Annotated in this window: 17 protein-coding genes; 10 read left to right on the top strand and 7 right to left on the bottom strand. The window is 65.7% G+C overall.

From position 1 onward, the window contains the following. The first annotated feature begins 38 nt into the window (after positions 1–38). Both AC628_RS34820 and AC628_RS34815 read left to right on the top strand, forming a co-directional pair. Positions 39–1,319 carry a COG3904 family protein gene (locus AC628_RS34820; RefSeq protein WP_074131223.1) on the top strand — a complete coding sequence of 427 codons (1,281 nt, stop codon included), beginning with the start codon at positions 39–41 and terminating at the stop codon, positions 1,317–1,319. Positions 1,320–1,425: 106 nt separating this feature from the next. Continuing rightward, a complete protein-coding gene (locus tag AC628_RS34815; RefSeq protein WP_074131237.1) occupies positions 1,426–2,562 on the top strand; it encodes an MFS transporter in 1,137 nt (378 codons plus the stop codon). A 9-nt stretch (positions 2,563–2,571) separates the two neighbouring features. Here AC628_RS34815 and AC628_RS44470 read toward each other — a convergent pair whose 3' ends face one another. Then, on the bottom strand, positions 2,572–2,739 hold the full coding sequence (locus AC628_RS44470; RefSeq protein ID WP_167529284.1) for a hypothetical protein: 168 nt from the start codon (positions 2,737–2,739) through the stop codon (positions 2,572–2,574). 112 nt (positions 2,740–2,851) lie between these two features. Then, positions 2,852–3,163 (bottom strand): membrane protein insertion efficiency factor YidD, encoded by a 312-nt coding sequence (gene yidD, locus AC628_RS34810; RefSeq protein WP_074131222.1) that lies wholly within the window; start codon positions 3,161–3,163, stop codon positions 2,852–2,854. Positions 3,164–3,444: 281 nt separating this feature from the next. On the opposite strand from yidD, the gene AC628_RS34805 reads away from it, so the two are divergent. After that, the gene (locus AC628_RS34805) at positions 3,445–4,362 is read left to right on the top strand and encodes a COG3904 family protein (protein WP_074131236.1); all 918 of its coding nucleotides are present in this window, start codon (positions 3,445–3,447) and stop codon (positions 4,360–4,362) included. A 26-nt stretch (positions 4,363–4,388) separates the two neighbouring features. Here the strand turns inward: AC628_RS34805 and AC628_RS34800 are convergent, their stop codons facing one another. Next, on the bottom strand, positions 4,389–4,835 hold the full coding sequence (locus AC628_RS34800; protein WP_074131221.1) for an iron-sulfur cluster assembly scaffold protein: 447 nt from the start codon (positions 4,833–4,835) through the stop codon (positions 4,389–4,391). Positions 4,836–5,074: 239 nt separating this feature from the next. On the opposite strand from AC628_RS34800, the gene folE reads away from it, so the two are divergent. The 4 genes from folE (at position 5,075) to AC628_RS34780 (ending at position 8,673) form a co-directional block, all read left to right on the top strand. Further along, positions 5,075–5,755: a GTP cyclohydrolase I FolE gene (gene folE, locus AC628_RS34795; RefSeq protein WP_050425647.1), complete on the top strand. Its 681-nt coding sequence runs from the start codon at positions 5,075–5,077 to the stop codon at positions 5,753–5,755. A gap of 28 nt (positions 5,756–5,783) precedes the next feature. Further along, entirely contained in the window at positions 5,784–6,212 is a 429-nt protein-coding gene (hisI, locus tag AC628_RS34790; RefSeq protein WP_074131220.1) for a phosphoribosyl-AMP cyclohydrolase, read from the top strand. Positions 6,213–6,322: 110 nt separating this feature from the next. Beyond that, a complete protein-coding gene (locus AC628_RS34785) occupies positions 6,323–7,327 on the top strand; it encodes a transglycosylase SLT domain-containing protein (RefSeq protein ID WP_074131219.1) in 1,005 nt (334 codons plus the stop codon). Positions 7,328–7,491: 164 nt separating this feature from the next. Further along, positions 7,492–8,673, top strand: a complete 1,182-nt coding sequence (locus AC628_RS34780) for a DUF2336 domain-containing protein (protein WP_074131218.1) — start codon at positions 7,492–7,494, stop codon at positions 8,671–8,673. A 60-nt stretch (positions 8,674–8,733) separates the two neighbouring features. Here AC628_RS34780 and AC628_RS34775 read toward each other — a convergent pair whose 3' ends face one another. The 3 genes from AC628_RS34775 to AC628_RS34765 form a co-directional block, all read right to left on the bottom strand. After that, entirely contained in the window at positions 8,734–9,312 is a 579-nt protein-coding gene (locus tag AC628_RS34775; RefSeq protein ID WP_074131217.1) for an Hpt domain-containing protein, read from the bottom strand. A gap of 9 nt (positions 9,313–9,321) precedes the next feature. Then, positions 9,322–9,867 carry a response regulator gene (locus tag AC628_RS34770; protein ID WP_024582417.1) on the bottom strand — a complete coding sequence of 182 codons (546 nt, stop codon included), beginning with the start codon at positions 9,865–9,867 and terminating at the stop codon, positions 9,322–9,324. 105 nt (positions 9,868–9,972) lie between these two features. Further along, entirely contained in the window at positions 9,973–10,752 is a 780-nt protein-coding gene (locus AC628_RS34765) for an NAD kinase (protein WP_074131216.1), read from the bottom strand. Positions 10,753–11,006: 254 nt separating this feature from the next. On the opposite strand from AC628_RS34765, the gene AC628_RS34760 reads away from it, so the two are divergent. Then, positions 11,007–12,605 carry a S10 family peptidase gene (locus AC628_RS34760; RefSeq protein ID WP_074131215.1) on the top strand — a complete coding sequence of 533 codons (1,599 nt, stop codon included), beginning with the start codon at positions 11,007–11,009 and terminating at the stop codon, positions 12,603–12,605. Positions 12,606–12,864: 259 nt separating this feature from the next. On the opposite strand, the gene AC628_RS34755 is transcribed toward AC628_RS34760, so the two are convergent. After that, positions 12,865–13,746: a LysR substrate-binding domain-containing protein gene (locus tag AC628_RS34755; RefSeq protein WP_074131214.1), complete on the bottom strand. Its 882-nt coding sequence runs from the start codon at positions 13,744–13,746 to the stop codon at positions 12,865–12,867. A gap of 183 nt (positions 13,747–13,929) precedes the next feature. On the opposite strand from AC628_RS34755, the gene AC628_RS34750 reads away from it, so the two are divergent. Next, on the top strand, positions 13,930–14,391 hold the full coding sequence (locus AC628_RS34750; protein ID WP_074131213.1) for a (2Fe-2S)-binding protein: 462 nt from the start codon (positions 13,930–13,932) through the stop codon (positions 14,389–14,391). A 3-nt stretch (positions 14,392–14,394) separates the two neighbouring features. Next, positions 14,395–16,108 (top strand): xanthine dehydrogenase family protein molybdopterin-binding subunit (locus AC628_RS34745; RefSeq protein WP_074131212.1); only part of this gene is annotated, 1,714 nt, incomplete at its 3' end.

The raw sequence follows: 16,108 nt of genomic DNA, 5'->3' as shown, positions 1-16,108 counted from the left end.
ATGGCCATTTCCCCGACATCGCGCGCCCCGCAAGGTTCATGTTTTCCCGTCTCCTGTTCTTCGTGGCGCTGCTTCTGATCCCGGGCGTGTTGCGGGCGGAAGAAGCACCGGTCGAGAAGGCCGGATTCGCGAAAAAGCTGACCATCTATCTCGCCAAGGGACCGGCGAATGCCTGCGGCGCCGGTTGCGATCGCTGGATCGCGATCGAAGGCGAGATCGATCGGGATGCGGCGGCGCGGGTTCGCAGCTTCCTGCTTGCCGTCAAGGACCCGCAGCTTCCGATCTATCTTCATTCGCCGGGCGGCAATGTCGAGCAGTCCTATGCGATCGCGCGGTTTCTGCGCGCACGCAAGGCGACCGCGCGGGTCGGCCGTACCAGCGTGCCGGCCTGTTCCACGGGCACGCAGATCGACGCCGCCTGCCTGAGGATCAAAGCTGCCAAAGGCGAGGTCGAGGCTGAACTCGCCACGCGCAACGCGATGTGCGTCTCGGCCTGCGCCTATCTGTTCCTGGGCGCGACCGACCGTGAAGTGGCGCCGGACTCGGTGCTCGCGGTGCATAACTCCAGGCTGATGTTCGTGGTCCATGGCCATCCGCCGCCGCAGGTCGTCGCGGACTTCAGGCGGCGCGAGATGGTGAGCGCCGATCGCGACCGCAACGTGTTCCTCGCGGCGATGGGGATCAGCCGTGAGCTCAGCGACCTGATCCGGACCGTGAAGTTCGAGAACCTGCATGTGCTGACGCGTCCGGAACTCTATCGATTCGGAATCGACACGCGACCGTTGCCGGACACGCTGTGGGCGGTGGAGAAGGAAACGCGGCCCTATGTCCGCAAGATCGTGCAGCAGAAAAAGGGCGACGGCAGCTCGTTCCGCATGATGGAGTGGCGGCTGTTCTGCGAGAACAAGGATCGCGGGCGCCTGATGTTCGTGCGCGAGTTCGACGAGGGCGCCGCCGGCAAGAGCACGGTGGTGATGATGGCCGGCGTCACCAAGGCGATCGCATTCGGCAGGTTGCCGGCGCGGTTCGGCAAATACGAGGTCTGGAGCGATCCGGTGAGCGCGGACATCGTCAAGGCGATGACGGCGGTCCCGCAGCTGCAGATCGGCGAAAGCGCGCTGTCGTCCGACGGCAAGCCGGACCCCACCAGGCCCGGCGTCGCGACTTTCGATATCGACACGACCGGGCTGGACCAGGGATGGACGCAGCTTCTGGCGTCGTGTCCGGCCGCGACATCAGGTCCCAAGCCTGCAAGCCCGTGGCCGGCGGCGGCGTCACCGAGCGTCAACGCGGCGCCGGCGGCATCGCCGTCGCCATGAGCGCAAGTGGCGCAAATCGATCACGTGCCATGCATTTAGATGCAGTTGCATTGAAATCGAGGTCTGCTATCAACGCGGCGTGAAACGCTTCGCTCCCACCGCATTGATGCTCGGCAACATCGTCACCGGCTGCTCGGTGCTGGCGCCGGCCGGCATGCTGGCGGAGTTGTCGAGCGGGCTCGGCGTCACGATCCACACCGCAGGCCTCCTGATCACCTTCGGCGCGATCGTGCTGTGCGTGGGCTCGCCGGTGACGGCGTGGCTGACCAGCCGGTTCGAACGGCGAGCCTTGCTGACGGTGACGCTGCTGGTGCTGACGCTGACCAACGCAGCATCCGCCTTCGCGCCGGACTACGACAGTCTCTTGATCATCCGCCTCGTGATGCTCGCGGTCGGCGTGCTCTACACGCCACAGGCCGCCGGCACCGCGGCGCTGATCGTGCCGGTGGAAAAGCGCGGCAGCACGATCGCCTATATCTTCCTCGGCTGGTCGCTCGCCGCTGCGATCGGGCTGCCGCTGATCACCTTCATCGCAAGCCGTTACGGTTTTCGCGCGACCTATGGTGCGATCGCGCTGACCGGGCTCGTGAGCTGCCTGCTGCTGTGGTGGCGGCTGCCCGGCGGATTGCACGGCGCGCCGGTCGATCTTAGGACCTGGGCCGATCTCGGCCGCAATCCGACCGTCATCCTGCTGCTGTCGATCACGACGTTGCAGATGTCCGGCCAGTTCGTGGTGTTCACCTTCATGGGACCGCTGCTCGCCAAGTTGACCGGCGCGAACGCGGACGCGGTCGGCATCGTGTTTGCGCTTTACGGCATTTTCGGGTTCGTCGGCATTGCGATCGCAACCCGCATCGTGGATTCCTGGGGTGCTTGGAAAACCTCGGTGCTGTTTACCGTGATGCTGCTCGCAGGCGTCGCCGGCTGGGCGCTGAGCGCCGGCGCCTATGCCTTGATGGCGGCTTCGGTGGCGGTGTGGGGTCTCGGCTTTGCGTCGACCAATTCGATGCAGCAGGTGCGGCTGGTCGGCGCGGCGCCTGCGCTTGCATCGGCGTCGGTCTCGCTCAATACCTCGGTGCTGTATATCGGCCAGGCCATCGGCTCGGCGATCGGCGGATTGCTGTTCGCGCGTGAATGGCTGCTCAGCGCGGGCTACGTGGCCACGGCCTTCGTTGCGGCGGCGCTCGCAGTGGTCGTCATCACGCGGCCGCGGCAGGCCGCGCGCACAGCCGCAGCCGAGTGAGCTTGCGCGTCACCACTTCACGCTCTGGCTCGGTACGATGAACGCCGTTGTGCTCGGCTTGGTCGAGTTGTGAGTGAAGTAGCCGTAGGCGGCAACGATCACGACGAGCAAGGCAAGTACGGCCAGCAAATCGATCTGCCGGGGATCGTGACCATTGTGGCTGATTTTCCAGCGCATTGTTGTTTCCTCCCCAAGAACCGCAAGGGGGCACTGAAACAATGCGCCAACTATCGCCACAGTTCCGCCCGGCAGCAATGCGCGCCGGGCTTAGGAGCGCTGCGGAAATCGATCAGTTGTCGTTGACGCCGCGCCAGCGGCCGTAGCGCCACGGCACATACCAGTGCGCGCCCGGCGGCTTGGCCGGCGGCACGTTGTCGATCCCGGAGGTGCCCCAGGGCTGGCAGCGCAGCAGCCGCGCCAGCGTCATCCACCCGCCGGCCCACAACCCGAAGCGCTCGATCGCCTCATCGCCATAGACCGAGCAGGTCGGCAGATGGCGGCAGTTGTAGCCGACCAGCGGCGACAGCGTGTGCCGGTAGATCCAGATCAAGGCGCGGCCGAGGTTCCGCGGCAAGCGGCGTGCGGTGGTGGCACATTCCATGCATCGTGGATGGTGTGGTGTTGAATGATCGGTCGACGGCATACGCAAGTATGTACGTAGTCTTGCGGGGTTCCAAGCCAAGGAACTGTTCTGTTGCAGATATTTACGCCACAGTTCGCTATTATCGCACGGCGCTGGTCGCGGTGCAGCAAGGGTCCTATGGACGGTCCAGGTCAGCAACGCTACCGTTCCCATAACGCGCCGATGACAGAATCGTGGCGCAGTTCCATGGGGCCATTGCCACCGCTCGCATCACTAAGGGCTTGGGGGAAGGAACCAAATTGAGACTCGTCAGTTCGCTCTCGTTGCGCAGTTGGACGCTCACCGGCGCCGTTGCCCTTTGCTTGGCAATTTCCGGCACGGTCACCATGGCCGGCGGTTCCGTACAGGCCAGCTCGACCCTTGAAGAGCGCAAGCTGCCGATGAAGTTCAGCTGGATCGCCTGCCAGCCGAATTGCCGCGGCTGGGTGTCGGCAGTCGGCATCATCACGGCCGATAGTCCCAAGGAGTTCGACGAGTTCGCGCGCAGCCGCCAGCTCAACGGCGCCACCATCGTGCTCGACTCCAGCGGCGGCTCGGTCAACGACGCGATCGCGCTCGGCCGCCGCTTCCGCGGCCTCGGCGCGCTGACCACGGTCGGCACCAGCGTCGTCGGCCAGGCCGCGCAGGGCGACCGCGCGAGCGTGCTGCCGGACGCCTATTGCGAGTCGATGTGCGTGTTCCTGCTGCTGTCGGGCAAGACGCGCTATGTTCCGCCGGCAGCCCACGTCCGGGTGCATCAGATCTGGATGGGCGACCGCGCTGACGATGCCAAGGCCGCCAGCTACACCGCGCAGGACCTGATGATCGTCGAGCGCGACATCGGCCGTCTCGCCAAGTACACCTTCGATATGGGCGGCGCGGGTGAGTTGCTGTCGCTCGCACTCAGCGTGCCGCCGTGGGAAGACCTGCACGAATTGTCGGCGGCTGAATTGCGGCTGACCAATCTCGTCACCACGGATGCCGTCGCCGACGTGCTGCCGCGGCAGGACAACGCAATTCCCATGGCCGAGGCGAAGCCGAAGAACAACGATCGCTTCGTGAGCACCGCCATGGAGGGTGAGGTTCAGCCGCATCCCGCGAAGGCGACCAAGACCGCCGAGGCCGCCGTTCCGGTCGGTGCCACCACAACGCCGCCGCCGGTCCAGCCGGCTCGGTAAGAGACGGCTTGCGCCGGCAGTAAGGCTTACGCCGGCTGCTTTGCCTTGGCTTCGATCTGGCCGATCGCATCGACCACCGCATCGAAGGTCAGCAGGGTCGAGGCATGGCGGGCCTTGTAGTCGCGCACCGGCTCGAGCAACGCGATGTCGGCCCATTTACCGCCCTGCGGGGGCTGGCCATTTTCCTTCAGCATCTTGCGGACGGTCTCGCGCAAGTCGCGCAGCTCCTCCGCGGTCGACCCCACCACATGGCTCGCCATGATCGAGGAGGAGGCCTGGCCGAGCGCGCAGGCCTTTACGTCATGGGCGAAGTCCGTCACCACGGGGCCGTCCATCTTGAGGTCGACCTTGACGGTCGAACCGCACAATTTGGAGTGCGCGGTGGCGCTTGCGTCCGGGTCGGCGAGCCGTCCGAGGCGCGGAATATTGCCGGCCAACTCGATGATCCGCTTGTTGTAAATGTCGTTCAGCATGGGGACAGATGCCTGGTTCCGGCCGTGCCGGGCGCTCTTGGCGGCTGGGTTTCACCGTCCTATATATGGACCGCAGCGCCGGAAACATAGCCCGGCCATGCGGCCAGCGCGGCCCACCTGCGTCGCGGTGGTGCTACAAGGATGGGACTCAGGCGTCCGGCGGTTCGATGATCCGCCCCGTCTGCCCGGTGACACATCCGGCCCGAGGGCAGTGCCAGGGCCGGTCGAACGGAGAAGACATGGACGCCTTGATCAAACCGATTCGCCCGAACAAGCCGGCTGACGCGAAGCCAGGCGAGCTCGACCCTTCAGAATTCTTGGCGGCGGCCGTCCGTGCCGATCAGCCGCGCCCGTCGCGGGCGGAGGCCGAGGACGCCGTGAAGACGCTGCTCGCCTATATCGGCGAGAACACCGGCCGCGAGGGCCTGCTCGACACGCCGCGCCGCGTCGTCGAAGCCTATGACGAGCTCTATCAGGGCTACCATCAGTGCCCGGCCGAAGTGCTGAACCGCACCTTCGGCGAGACCGCCGGCTACGACGATTTCGTTCTGGTCCGCGACATCGAGTTCACCTCGCAGTGCGAGCATCACATGATGCCGTTCTACGGCAAGGCGCATATCGCCTACACGCCGGTGGAGCGCGTCGTAGGGCTCTCCAAGCTGGCGCGGCTGACCGACATCTTCGCCCGCCGCCTGCAGACCCAGGAGCATCTCACCGCGCAGGTCGCAGCCGCGATCGACGAGGTGCTGAAGCCCCGCGGCGTTGCCGTGCTGATCGAGGCGGAGCATACCTGCATGTCGGTGCGCGGCGTCGCCAAGCATGGTGCGTCGACCTTCACCAGCCGTTTCACCGGCATGTTCCGCGACAATCCGGCGGAGCAGCAGCGTTTCCTGTCCCTGGTGCGAGGACCGAACCGGTAACCTCGCATTTTCCCGAGCGAGGTTTTCCGTGTCCGCATCGATCCACGATCACGACCGCGAAGAGGGGCTGGACTTCCGGCCCAAATTCGACGCGACAGGTCTTGTGACCTGCGTCGCGACCGATGCCGCGACCGGCGACGTGCTGATGGTCGCGCACATGAACGACGAAGCCCTGCGCAAGACGATCGCGACCGGCGAGGGCTGGTACTTCAGCCGCTCGCGCAACGCGCTGTGGCGCAAGGGCGAGAGCTCGGGCCAGACCCAGCGGGTGGTCGAGATCCGGATGGATTGCGATCAGGACGCGGTGTGGATCAAGGTCGAGCAGATCGGCGCCGCCTGCCACACCGGACGGCGCTCCTGCTTCTATCGCGCGGTGAAGGGCGAGGGCGGTGACATCAGCCTGTCCTTTGTCGACGCCGAGCGGCTGTTCGATCCGGCGCAGGTCTATCGCAAATAGCGGCGTCCGCCTTGTCCTCTGCACAAGCGTTAACGCGCCATTAACCATAATTACGGCAGGTTGACAGGACATGGGTGCCGATTGCCGGCGCCCGGCAAGGCACCGGATCAATGGCGGTCGACCTCTTCACTGCGACGGCTTCGGCGGGTGTCGATCCTTCGCGCCTGAAGGTCGCGAGCTCGATCAAGCAGGCGGCCGCGACCACCGGCACGAGCTTCGAATATCTGCTCACGACCGCCAAGATGGAGTCCAATTTCAATCCGCGGGCCGGCGCCACCACCTCGTCGGCGCATGGGCTTTATCAGTTCATCGACCAGACCTGGCTCGGCACGGTCAAAGAGGCCGGAAGCCAATTAGGCTACGGCCAATATGCCGACGCCATCACCAAGAATTCCGACGGCAGCTATTCGGTCAGCGATCCCTCCGCGCGGAGCGCGGTCATGAAGCTGCGCGACGATCCCGATGCGGCGTCGTCGATGGCGGCGGTGCTGACGCAGTCGAACAGCTTCAAGCTCACCGGCACGCTCGGCCGGCGCCCGACCGACGCCGAGCTCTATATGGCGCATTTCATGGGCGTCGGCGGCGCCGGCAAGCTGATCTCGAGCGCCGAGGACAGTCCGAGCGCCAGCGCGGCAGCGATGTTTCCGAAGGCGGCGGCGGCGAACCAGTCGATCTTCTACGACAAGTCGGGCAGCGCGCGCAGCGTCAGTCAGGTCTATTCGGTGCTGACCACACGCTATGCCGCGGCGGCGAACTCGAAGGATACGCGCACTGCCTTCGCTGCGGCGGGCGGCGACACCATGAGCCCTTACGCGATCGCAAGCGCCGCGCCGACGCAAGCGGTGTCGATGGACACCGCGTCGTATCTCTCGACCTTCCCGAATGCCGGTGCGGCCTCATCAACCGGTGCGACCTCGACCGTCGCATCGGCGCAGCCGGCGCCGGCCTTCCGCTCGCTCTACCAGGGCGGCGAACGTTCGGAGCCGATTTCACCTGCGGTGCAGGAGCTGTGGGGCAATAACTCCGCGCTGACCACGTCGGCAACGCCGAAGGTCCGTGCGCCCGGGCGGCTTGATCTGTTCAGCGATCCGAACGGCACCTACAGCAACGGCTAGTGCCGCCTTGCTGCGCGCGCGAAGCCGCGCGCCAGTGCCGTCTTAACGAAACGTCAATAATCCCAAACGTTTATGGTGAACCCTTTGTTAAGCGTCATGGTTTATTTTTCCTTGTAGTTGGCGTCGTAAGTCGATGCCGTTTCGTTGCGTAAGCCGGAAGGACCATGATCGTTCGGCAGTTCATTAGTTGGATTAGGACCGCTCCGGCAGGCGAGCGGGCAGAGGCGACGCGGGCGTTGGCCCGGGCCTGGCTCATTTCAGATCTCACCGAGGACGACCGCATCGCAGCCGAAGGCGCGCTGCTGATGCTGCTCGACGACCCGTCGCCGCTGGTGCGACAGGCGATGGCCGAGGTGCTCGCACACAGTACGGAGGCGCCGGCTGCGATCGTGCAGGCGCTGTCGGCCGATCAGCCGGCAATCGCGCTGCCGGTGCTGGAGCATTCACCGCTCTTGATCGATGCCGATCTCGTCGACATCGTCGCGACCGGCTCCGACGAGATGCAGTGCGCGATCGCGCGCCGCGTCAACCTTCCGGCCTCCGTCGCTGCGGCGATCGCCGAGGTCGGCTCGGCCGCGGCCGCGCTCGAGCTGATCGAAAATCCCTATGCCGGGCTTGCGCCATTCTCGTGGGACCGCATCGTCGAGCGCCACGGCCATCTCGCGGCCATCAGGGAATCGATGCTGGCGCTGGATGACCTGCCGTCCGCGACGCGGCTGGCGCTGGTCGCAAAGCTCTCCGACACGCTGGCGCAATTCGTCGTGGCGCGAAACTGGCTCGGCGCCGACCGCGCCGACCGGATCGCCGGCGAGGCGAAGGAGCGCTCCACGGTGAACATCGCCGCACGCGCTTTCGGCGACGACATGCAGAACCTGATCACGCATCTGCGCGCCACCGGGCAACTGACTGCCGGGCTGATCCTGCGCGCGCTGCTGTCGGGCAATCTCGACCTGTTCGGCGCTGCGCTCGCCGAATTGTCCGGGCTGCCCTATGGCCGCGTCTCCGCGCTGTTGAACGACCGCGGCGGCAACGGCCTGCAGGCGCTGCTGCGGCGCGCCGGCTTGCCGGAATCGACCTATGCGGCGTTCCGCATCGCGCTCGAGGCGAGCCACGAGGTCGGCTATGTCGACAGCGGCGACGGCGCAGCGCGGCTGCATCGCCGCATGGTCGAACGCGTGCTGACCCATTGCGAGACCGATCATTCGGCGGCCGAGCCGCTCTTGATCCTGCTGCGCCGCTTTGCGACGGAATCGGCCCGCGAGGATGCCCGCATGTTCTGCGAGGAGCTCGCCGCCGAAGACGCGATCGCGGTGCTGCCCTACGACGACGATCTCATTGCGGCCTGACGGCCGCGCTTGCTGCGATTGACGATGAGTGAAGCCGTGGCCTTGCGCCGCGGCGCGCCGCTATTCGCTAGGCACGATGCTCGGCGCGAGGATGGCCTCGAGATGCTCGGGGCGGTCGCGATTGGCGTGGGTCAGGAATTCATCGGCGATGCCGCGCAGCTGCTTGCTCAGCACGCCGGCCACGACAGCGGTGTCGAGCTTGGTGCGGTTGCGCACGATCGCCTGCACGGCGTTGATGTGGTGGGCGATCAGCTGGGCAGGCACGGCGGCGAGATCGGGCGCGTGCTCGATGATGCGGCACAGGCTCTCGGCGGCTGCTGCCGCCGACGGATAGCCGAATGTTGCGGCATCGCCCTTGATGTCGTGCGCGGCGCGGAACAGCTCCTCGCGCGTCTTGTCGTTGAAGCCCTCGCGCAGCACGGTGGCATGCGCGGCGGAGAGGCGGTCGGCCTCGATCGTCATCCATTCCTTGAACTCGCCCGACAGCCCGGCGAGCGCCTTTTCGGCGCGGCCGACCGGATCGTCGAGATCGCTCTCGGGGACCCGCAGCAGCATCTTGCGCAGCGGATTCGGCTGCGTGATGACGTGGTGGGTGCCGAAGCTCTTGACCTCGATCGTCCCGGGTTTGTCTTTCGCCATGGCGATATCCTAAATGGTCGAGCGCGCCTTCTCGAGCAGCGACGGTTGTTGCAGCACCTCGACCTCGCCGCTGCCGCGGCGTTCGGGGCCGATATAGGTGTTGGTGGTGTTGCGGCGGCGGTCGGGGCCGAAATAGGTCTTGGTCTTGATGAACGGACGCGGGTTGGCGACCACGTTCATGATCCGCTGGTAGAGCCCCTTGGCCGAGATCGGCTTGGCCAGGAATTCGGTGACCCCGGCATCGCGCGCCACCGTGACGCGGCGCTTCTCGGAATGCCCGGTCAGCATGATGATCGGCGCGTAGGGATTGCCCTTGGATTCCGGCTGCCGGATCATCTGCGCGAGCTCGAGCCCGTCGAAGATCGGCATCGACCAATCGGTGATGACGATGTCGGGCACATAGTGCGTATACATTTCGAGCGCGGTGGCGCCGTCCTCGGCCTCATACACCTCGCGCGCGCCGAACGAATGCAGTAGCGTCCGCAGGATGCGGCGCATGTGCGGATTGTCGTCGCAAATCAAAAATCGCAGCTTGTTGAAATCGATGCGATACATGGTCCGGTCCCGAACGGGCATATCCGGCCAATGCGGTATTACCCGACGTTAACCATATCCCGTCCGGGGTTAATGATTGGTTGCCGGGCAGGGGCGCGCGCGGCGTCAGTAGCCGAACTGCTCGCGCAGGATGCGCTCCTCCAGCGAATGGCCGGGGTCGAACAGCATCCGCATCGCAATGGTCTTGTCGGAGAGCACCTCGACGCGGCGGACGTCGCGGACCTCGTCATGGTCGGCGACCGCGGCGACCGGGCGCTTCTCGCCTTCGATCACCTCGATCACCACGAAGGCGGAGTTCGGCAGCAGCGCGCCGCGCCAGCGCCGCGGCCGGAACGCGCTGATCGGGGTCAGCGCCAGCAGCGCCGCGTTGATCGGCAGGATCGGACCCTGGGCCGAGAGGTTGTAGGCGGTCGATCCGGCCGGAGTCGCCACCAGGATGCCGTCGGCCATCAGCTCGGGCATCCGCTCATGCTCGTCGATCAGGATGCGCAGCTTGGCGACCTGGTAGGTCTGCCGGAACAGCGCGACCTCGTTGATGGCGTGATGCAGATGCACGGCGCCGTGGATGTCGGTCGCGCGCATCAGGAGCGGATTGATCAGCGACTCCCGCGACGCCGCAAGCCGAGTGCGCAGATCGTGCGTCGAATATTCATTCATCAGGAAGCCGACGGTGCCGCGATGCATGCCGTAGATCGGCTTGCCGCTGCGCATGTTGGCGTGCAGCGTCTGCAGCATCAATCCGTCGCCGCCGAGCGCGACCACGACGTCGGCGTCGGCGGCCGAATGGTTGCCGTACATCGCGGTCAGCTGCTCGAGCGCCGTCTGCGCTTCTGCACTCGCGCTGGCGACGAAGGCGATCTTGTCATACCGCTTGGAGCTGGCCATCGCTCACGAACTCGTTTGGCACGGAATACGCCGCGCTCGTCTATACATCCCGGGCGGCCTTGTCGAGATGGTCCGGGAACGGACCGCACGCCACACCGGTGCCGCCAGGCTATCGTAGTTTATGGCCCCGAGCCCGGTTCTGACGACCCGGGCTCTAGATTTTGATTTTGACGCGTTTTCTTCACGCGAACCGGTATCCACTTCGCTCGAAAACGCTTTGATATGCGTAAACGTCGGCCCAGGGAGTGAACGGCATGGCTAACAGTTTTGCGACACGGCTCGCGGCAGCGCTGCTTGTGGCCTGCCTTGCAACCGCGGCGCGGGCCGAGGACGAGGCCCCGCAGCCATCGCCGTCGCCGAGCGCGCAGGCCCCAAGCGGTCAGAATCCAAGCGGTCAAAGCCCAAGCGGCCAGAAGGGCCGGGGAGGCCGCGGCGAGGCGGGCTCCGGCGCCAATGCTGCGGCCAATGCGTCGACCGCCGAGCAGCACCGCCTGCCGCCGGACTCCACCACAAAGCAATCGGTCTCGCTGCCGGACCGCACGCTGAACTTCAGCGCGACCGCGGGCTCGATCCGAGTGTTCGAGGACAAGGGCGAGCCGCTTGCCGACATCGCCTACACCTCCTACCAGCTCGACGGCGCGGAGAAGGCGAACCGTCCGGTGACGTTCCTGTTCAACGGCGGGCCGGGGTCCGCGTCGGCCTGGCTGCAATTCGGCAATGTCGGGCCGTGGCGGCTGCCGTTCGACGGCGCGGTGTCCTCGGCCGCGCCGGAGCTGCAAGCGAACGCCGACACCTGGCTCGATTTCACCGATCTCGTCTTTATCGATCCCGTCGGCACCGGCTACAGCCGCTTCGTCACCACCTCGGAGGATGCGCGCAAGCGCTTCTTCACCGTCGACGGCGATGCCAATTCGGTCGCGCTGGTGATCCGCCGCTGGCTGGAGAAATACGACCGGCTGACCTCGCCGAAATATGTCACCGGCGAAAGCTATGGCGGCATCCGCGGGCCGAAGGTGGTGCGCAATCTGCAAATGCAGCAGGGCGTCGGCGTGCGCGGTCTGATCCTGATCTCGCCGGTGCTCGATTTCCGCGACTATGCCGGCTCCAGCATCCTGCAATATGTCGCAAGCCTGCCGACCATGGCGGCGGTCGCGCGGCAGGCCAAGGGACCGGTGACCCGAGAGGATCTCGCCGACGTCGAGAGCTACGCGCGCGGCGATTTCCTGCTCGATCTCGTCAAGGGGCAGGCCGACACCGAGGCCACCACGCGCCTCGCCGACAAGGTAGCTAACCTGACCGGCATCGATCAGGCGGTGAGTCGCAGGCTCGCCGGCCGTTTCGACATCGGCGAATTCCGCCGCGAGTTCGATCGCAAGAACGGCAAGGTGACCGGCCGCTACGATGCGTCGGTCGAAGGCTTTGATCCCTATCCAGACTCCAGCTACTTCCGCTTCAACGATCCCTCAGGCGATCCCCTGATGGCGCCATTGACCAGCGCCGCCGTCGATCTCACCACGCGCAAACTGAACTGGCGGCCGGACGGCTCCTATCATCTGCTCAGCGAGACCGTGAACAAGGCCTGGGAGTTCGGTCACGGCATCAATCCGGCTGAATCGGTGACGCAGTTGCGCCAGATGCTGGCGCTCGATCCGAAGATGAGGCTCCTGGTTGGCCACGGCCTGTTCGATCTCGCAACGCCGTATTTCGCCTCCAGGATCATCCTCGACCAGCTGCCGGCCTTTGCGGGGCCGAGCCGCACCAAACTTGCGGTCTATCCGGGCGGCCACATGTTCTACTCCCGCGACGGCTCGCGCCAGGCGTTCCGCAAGGAGGTCGAGGCGCTGGTGAAGTGAGGGGTGGATAGCGGATTGGGTTAAGCTGTGCGCGCCGCACCCACAGCCGTCGTCCCGGCGAAGGCCGGGACCCATACGCCGCGGCTTGTGTTGTGAACGGGGCTCGTCATTCCAGCATCGCACATCAGTCAACATCGGTGGTTATGGGTCCCGGCCTTCGCCGGGACGACACCGAGGTTGTTGCTCGGCTCGTGAATCAAACTTCCGCATTCTCGCGACACTTCTGACCGAGTTGAGTTGCCCATCGGGTCAATTTGCCTCACCCATACGTCTCCACGATGAAGTCGATCAGGGCGCGGAGCTTCGGGGTCATCTTGCGGTTCTTCGGCCACAGGATCTGGCGCGCCCGCGCTTGCGTCGTGTAGTTCGGCAGCAGGGCCTGAAGCCGGCCCGCGGCGATATCGTCGGCGAGCAGCTCGCCGCGCATCAGCACGATGCCGGCGCCGGCGAGGGCCGCATAGCGGATGCCGAACGCATTGTTGATGGTCAGACGGCTCTCGACGTCGACATGGACTTCACCCTCCGGTCCGAAGAAGCTCCAGCGCCGCGCGTCCGGCCAGCCGGGATAGCGCAGGCATTCATGGTGGACGAGATCCCTTGGATGGGTCGGCGTGCCGCGTTCGGCGAGATAACTCGGCGCGGCGCAGACCACGCCGGTATAGGGCGACAGCGAGCGCGACATCATGCTGGAGTCGGTCAGCGTGCCGACCCGGATCGCGGCATCCAGCCCTTCCTCGAGCAGGTCGGCAATCTTGTCGCTGAGGACGAGGTCGACCGAGACCTCAGGATATCTCTTTCTGAAGCGGACCAGCGCCGGCGCCAGGCTGTACGACCCGAACGCGACCGAGGTCGCAACGCGGAGCTTGCCGCGCGGCGCGCTCAGGGCTTCCTCGACCAGCGCATCGCCGGCCTCGGCCTCGACCAGCAGGTGCTTGCAGTGATCGAGATAGCTGCGGCCGAGCTCGGTGAGGCCCTGCCGCCGCGTCGACCGGTTGATCAATTGCGAGCCGAGCCGGTCCTCGAGAAAACGGATATGCTTGCCGATCATGGTCGGCGACATCCGCAGCTCCTTGGCCGCCGCGGTGAATGAGCCGAGATCGGCGACGCGGGCGAACACGGACATGCTGGTCAGTCGGTCCATGATTATAAACCAATTGTTATTTCACTGTGGATCAAAGGGCAGCTTATAGGGCGTTGTATTTCTATTTATTACCATGAGTGGGCAATCGGCGCGAGGACGCACGCGATTGCTTTGGAATGTGGCCGGTCGTGCCCGGAGGGGCGCGGTCCGCGCGAGGGCTCGAACCAGGACAGGAGTGTCAGGATGCCTTTCCAGATCACGATCAACGGGACCAGTCATTCGGTCGATGCCGACGGCGATACGCCGCTACTGTGGGTGCTGCGCGATGTGCTCGGCATGACCGGCACCAAATTCGGCTGCGGCATGGCGCTGTGCGGCGCCTGCACGGTGCATCTCGACGACACCGCGGTGCGCTCCTGCATCACGACGATCGACAGCATCGGCGATTCCAAGATCACGACCATCGAGGCGGTCGGCAAGACGCCGTCGGGCAAGAAGATCCAGGACGCCTGGCTCGCGCATGAGGTGCCGCAATGCGGCTACTGCCAGTCCGGGCAGATCATGTCCGCTGCCGCGTTGCTCGCCAGCAAGTCGAAGCCGACCGACGCCGATATCGACGAGGCGATGTCGGGCAACATCTGCCGCTGCGGCACCTATGTCCGCATCCGCGACGCCATCAAGCAAGCCGCGCAGTCGGGAGGTTGAGCCATGACGCTGATCAACAATCTGTCTGAACATGCCGCTGATCTGTCGCGGCGCAACTTCCTCCGCGCCAGCGCCATCGCCAGCGGCGGCCTGCTGCTTAGCGTGAGCCTGCCGTTCGCAGGCAGCGAAAGCGAGGCCGCGGCTTCCGCTGATTTTGCGCCGAATGCCTTCATCCGGATCGGTGCCGACGGCAAGGTGGTGCTGACCATGCCCTATGTCGAGATGGGACAGGGCACCTACACCTCGATCCCGATGCTGATCGCCGAGGAACTCGAGATCGGCCTGAAGCAGGTGCAGCTCGAGCACGCGCCGCCGAGCGACAAGCTCTACGCCAACCCGCTGCTCGGCGTGCAGGCCACCGGCAATTCGAACGCGATGCGCGGCGCCTGGCAGCCGATGCGCAAGGCCGGCGCCACTGCGAAGGCGATGCTGGTCGCTGCCGCGGCGAAGCGCTGGAACGTCGAGCCCGCGTCGTGCCGTGCCGAGAATGGCGAGGTGCATCACGCAGCCTCGGGACGCAAGCTCGGTTACGGCGAGCTGGCGAGCGACGCGGCGCAGATGCCGGTGCCGGAGAATGTCGCGCTGAAGAGCCCGTCCGAGTTCAAGCTGATCGGCACGCCGGCCAAACGGCTCGATACGCCCTCGAAGATCAACGGCACGGCAGTTTACGGCATCGATGCGCGGCCGCCCGGGGTGAAGGTCGCGACGCTGGCGCAGTCGCCGGTGTTCGGGGGGCGGGTGAAGCGCGTGGATGATGCCGCGGCAAAGGCCGTCAAGGGCGTCCGCCAGATCGTGACGCTCGATGACGCCGTTGCTGTGGTGGCCGATCATATGGGGGCGGCGAAGAAAGGTCTCGCGGCGCTCACGATCGAGTGGGACGAGGGGCCGCACGCCAAGCTCGCCACGACAGATATCGCGCGCGAGCTCGAAGCCGCCACCACGAAGCCGGGCGCGGTCGCGCAGAATATCGGCGACACCGATAAGGCGATGGCGGGCGCAGCAACCAAAGTCGAGGCGACCTATCAGCTGCCGTTCCTCGCCCATGCGACGATGGAGCCGATGAACTGCACCGTGCATGTGCGCCCCGATGGCTGCGAGATCTGGGTCGGCAGCCAGGCGCTCTCGCGTGCCCAGGCGGTGGCCGCGAAGGTGCTGAACCTGCCACCGGAGAAGGTGGTGGTGCACAATCATTTGCTCGGCGGCGGCTTTGGCCGCAGGCTCGAGGTCGATGGTGTGATCCGCGCAGTGCAAATTGCCAAGCAGGTCGACGCGCCCCTCAAGGTGGTGTGGACCCGCGAGGAGGACATCCAGCACGACATGTACCGGCCGTACTGGTTCGACCGGATTTCGGTCGGCCTCGATGCATCCGGCAAGCCGGTCGCCTGGAATAATCGCTTTGCCGGTTCGTCGGTCATCGCGCGCTGGGCGCCGCCGGCGTTCCGCAACGGTCTCGACCCCGATACCACCGAAGGCGCGATCGATCTGGTCTACGACATTCCGAACTTCCACGTCGAATATGTCCGGGTCGAACCGCCCGGCATTCCGACCGCGTTCTGGCGCAGCGTCGGGCCCTCGCACAATGTGTTCGTTACCGAAAGCATGATCGACGAGATGGCGGCAGCCGCCAGGCAGGACCCGGTCGAGTATCGCAAGGCATTGCTCGGCAAGTCGCCGCGCGCCAAGGCGGCGCTGGAGCTCGCGGCGGCCAAGGCGGGCT

It is taken from the genome of Bradyrhizobium sp. NAS96.2 (assembly GCF_001908235.1).
GTDB lineage: Bacteria > Pseudomonadota > Alphaproteobacteria > Rhizobiales > Xanthobacteraceae > Bradyrhizobium.
The sequence above is the reverse complement of the archived record's forward strand: the minus strand, read 5'-3'. Positions and strand labels throughout refer to the sequence as shown.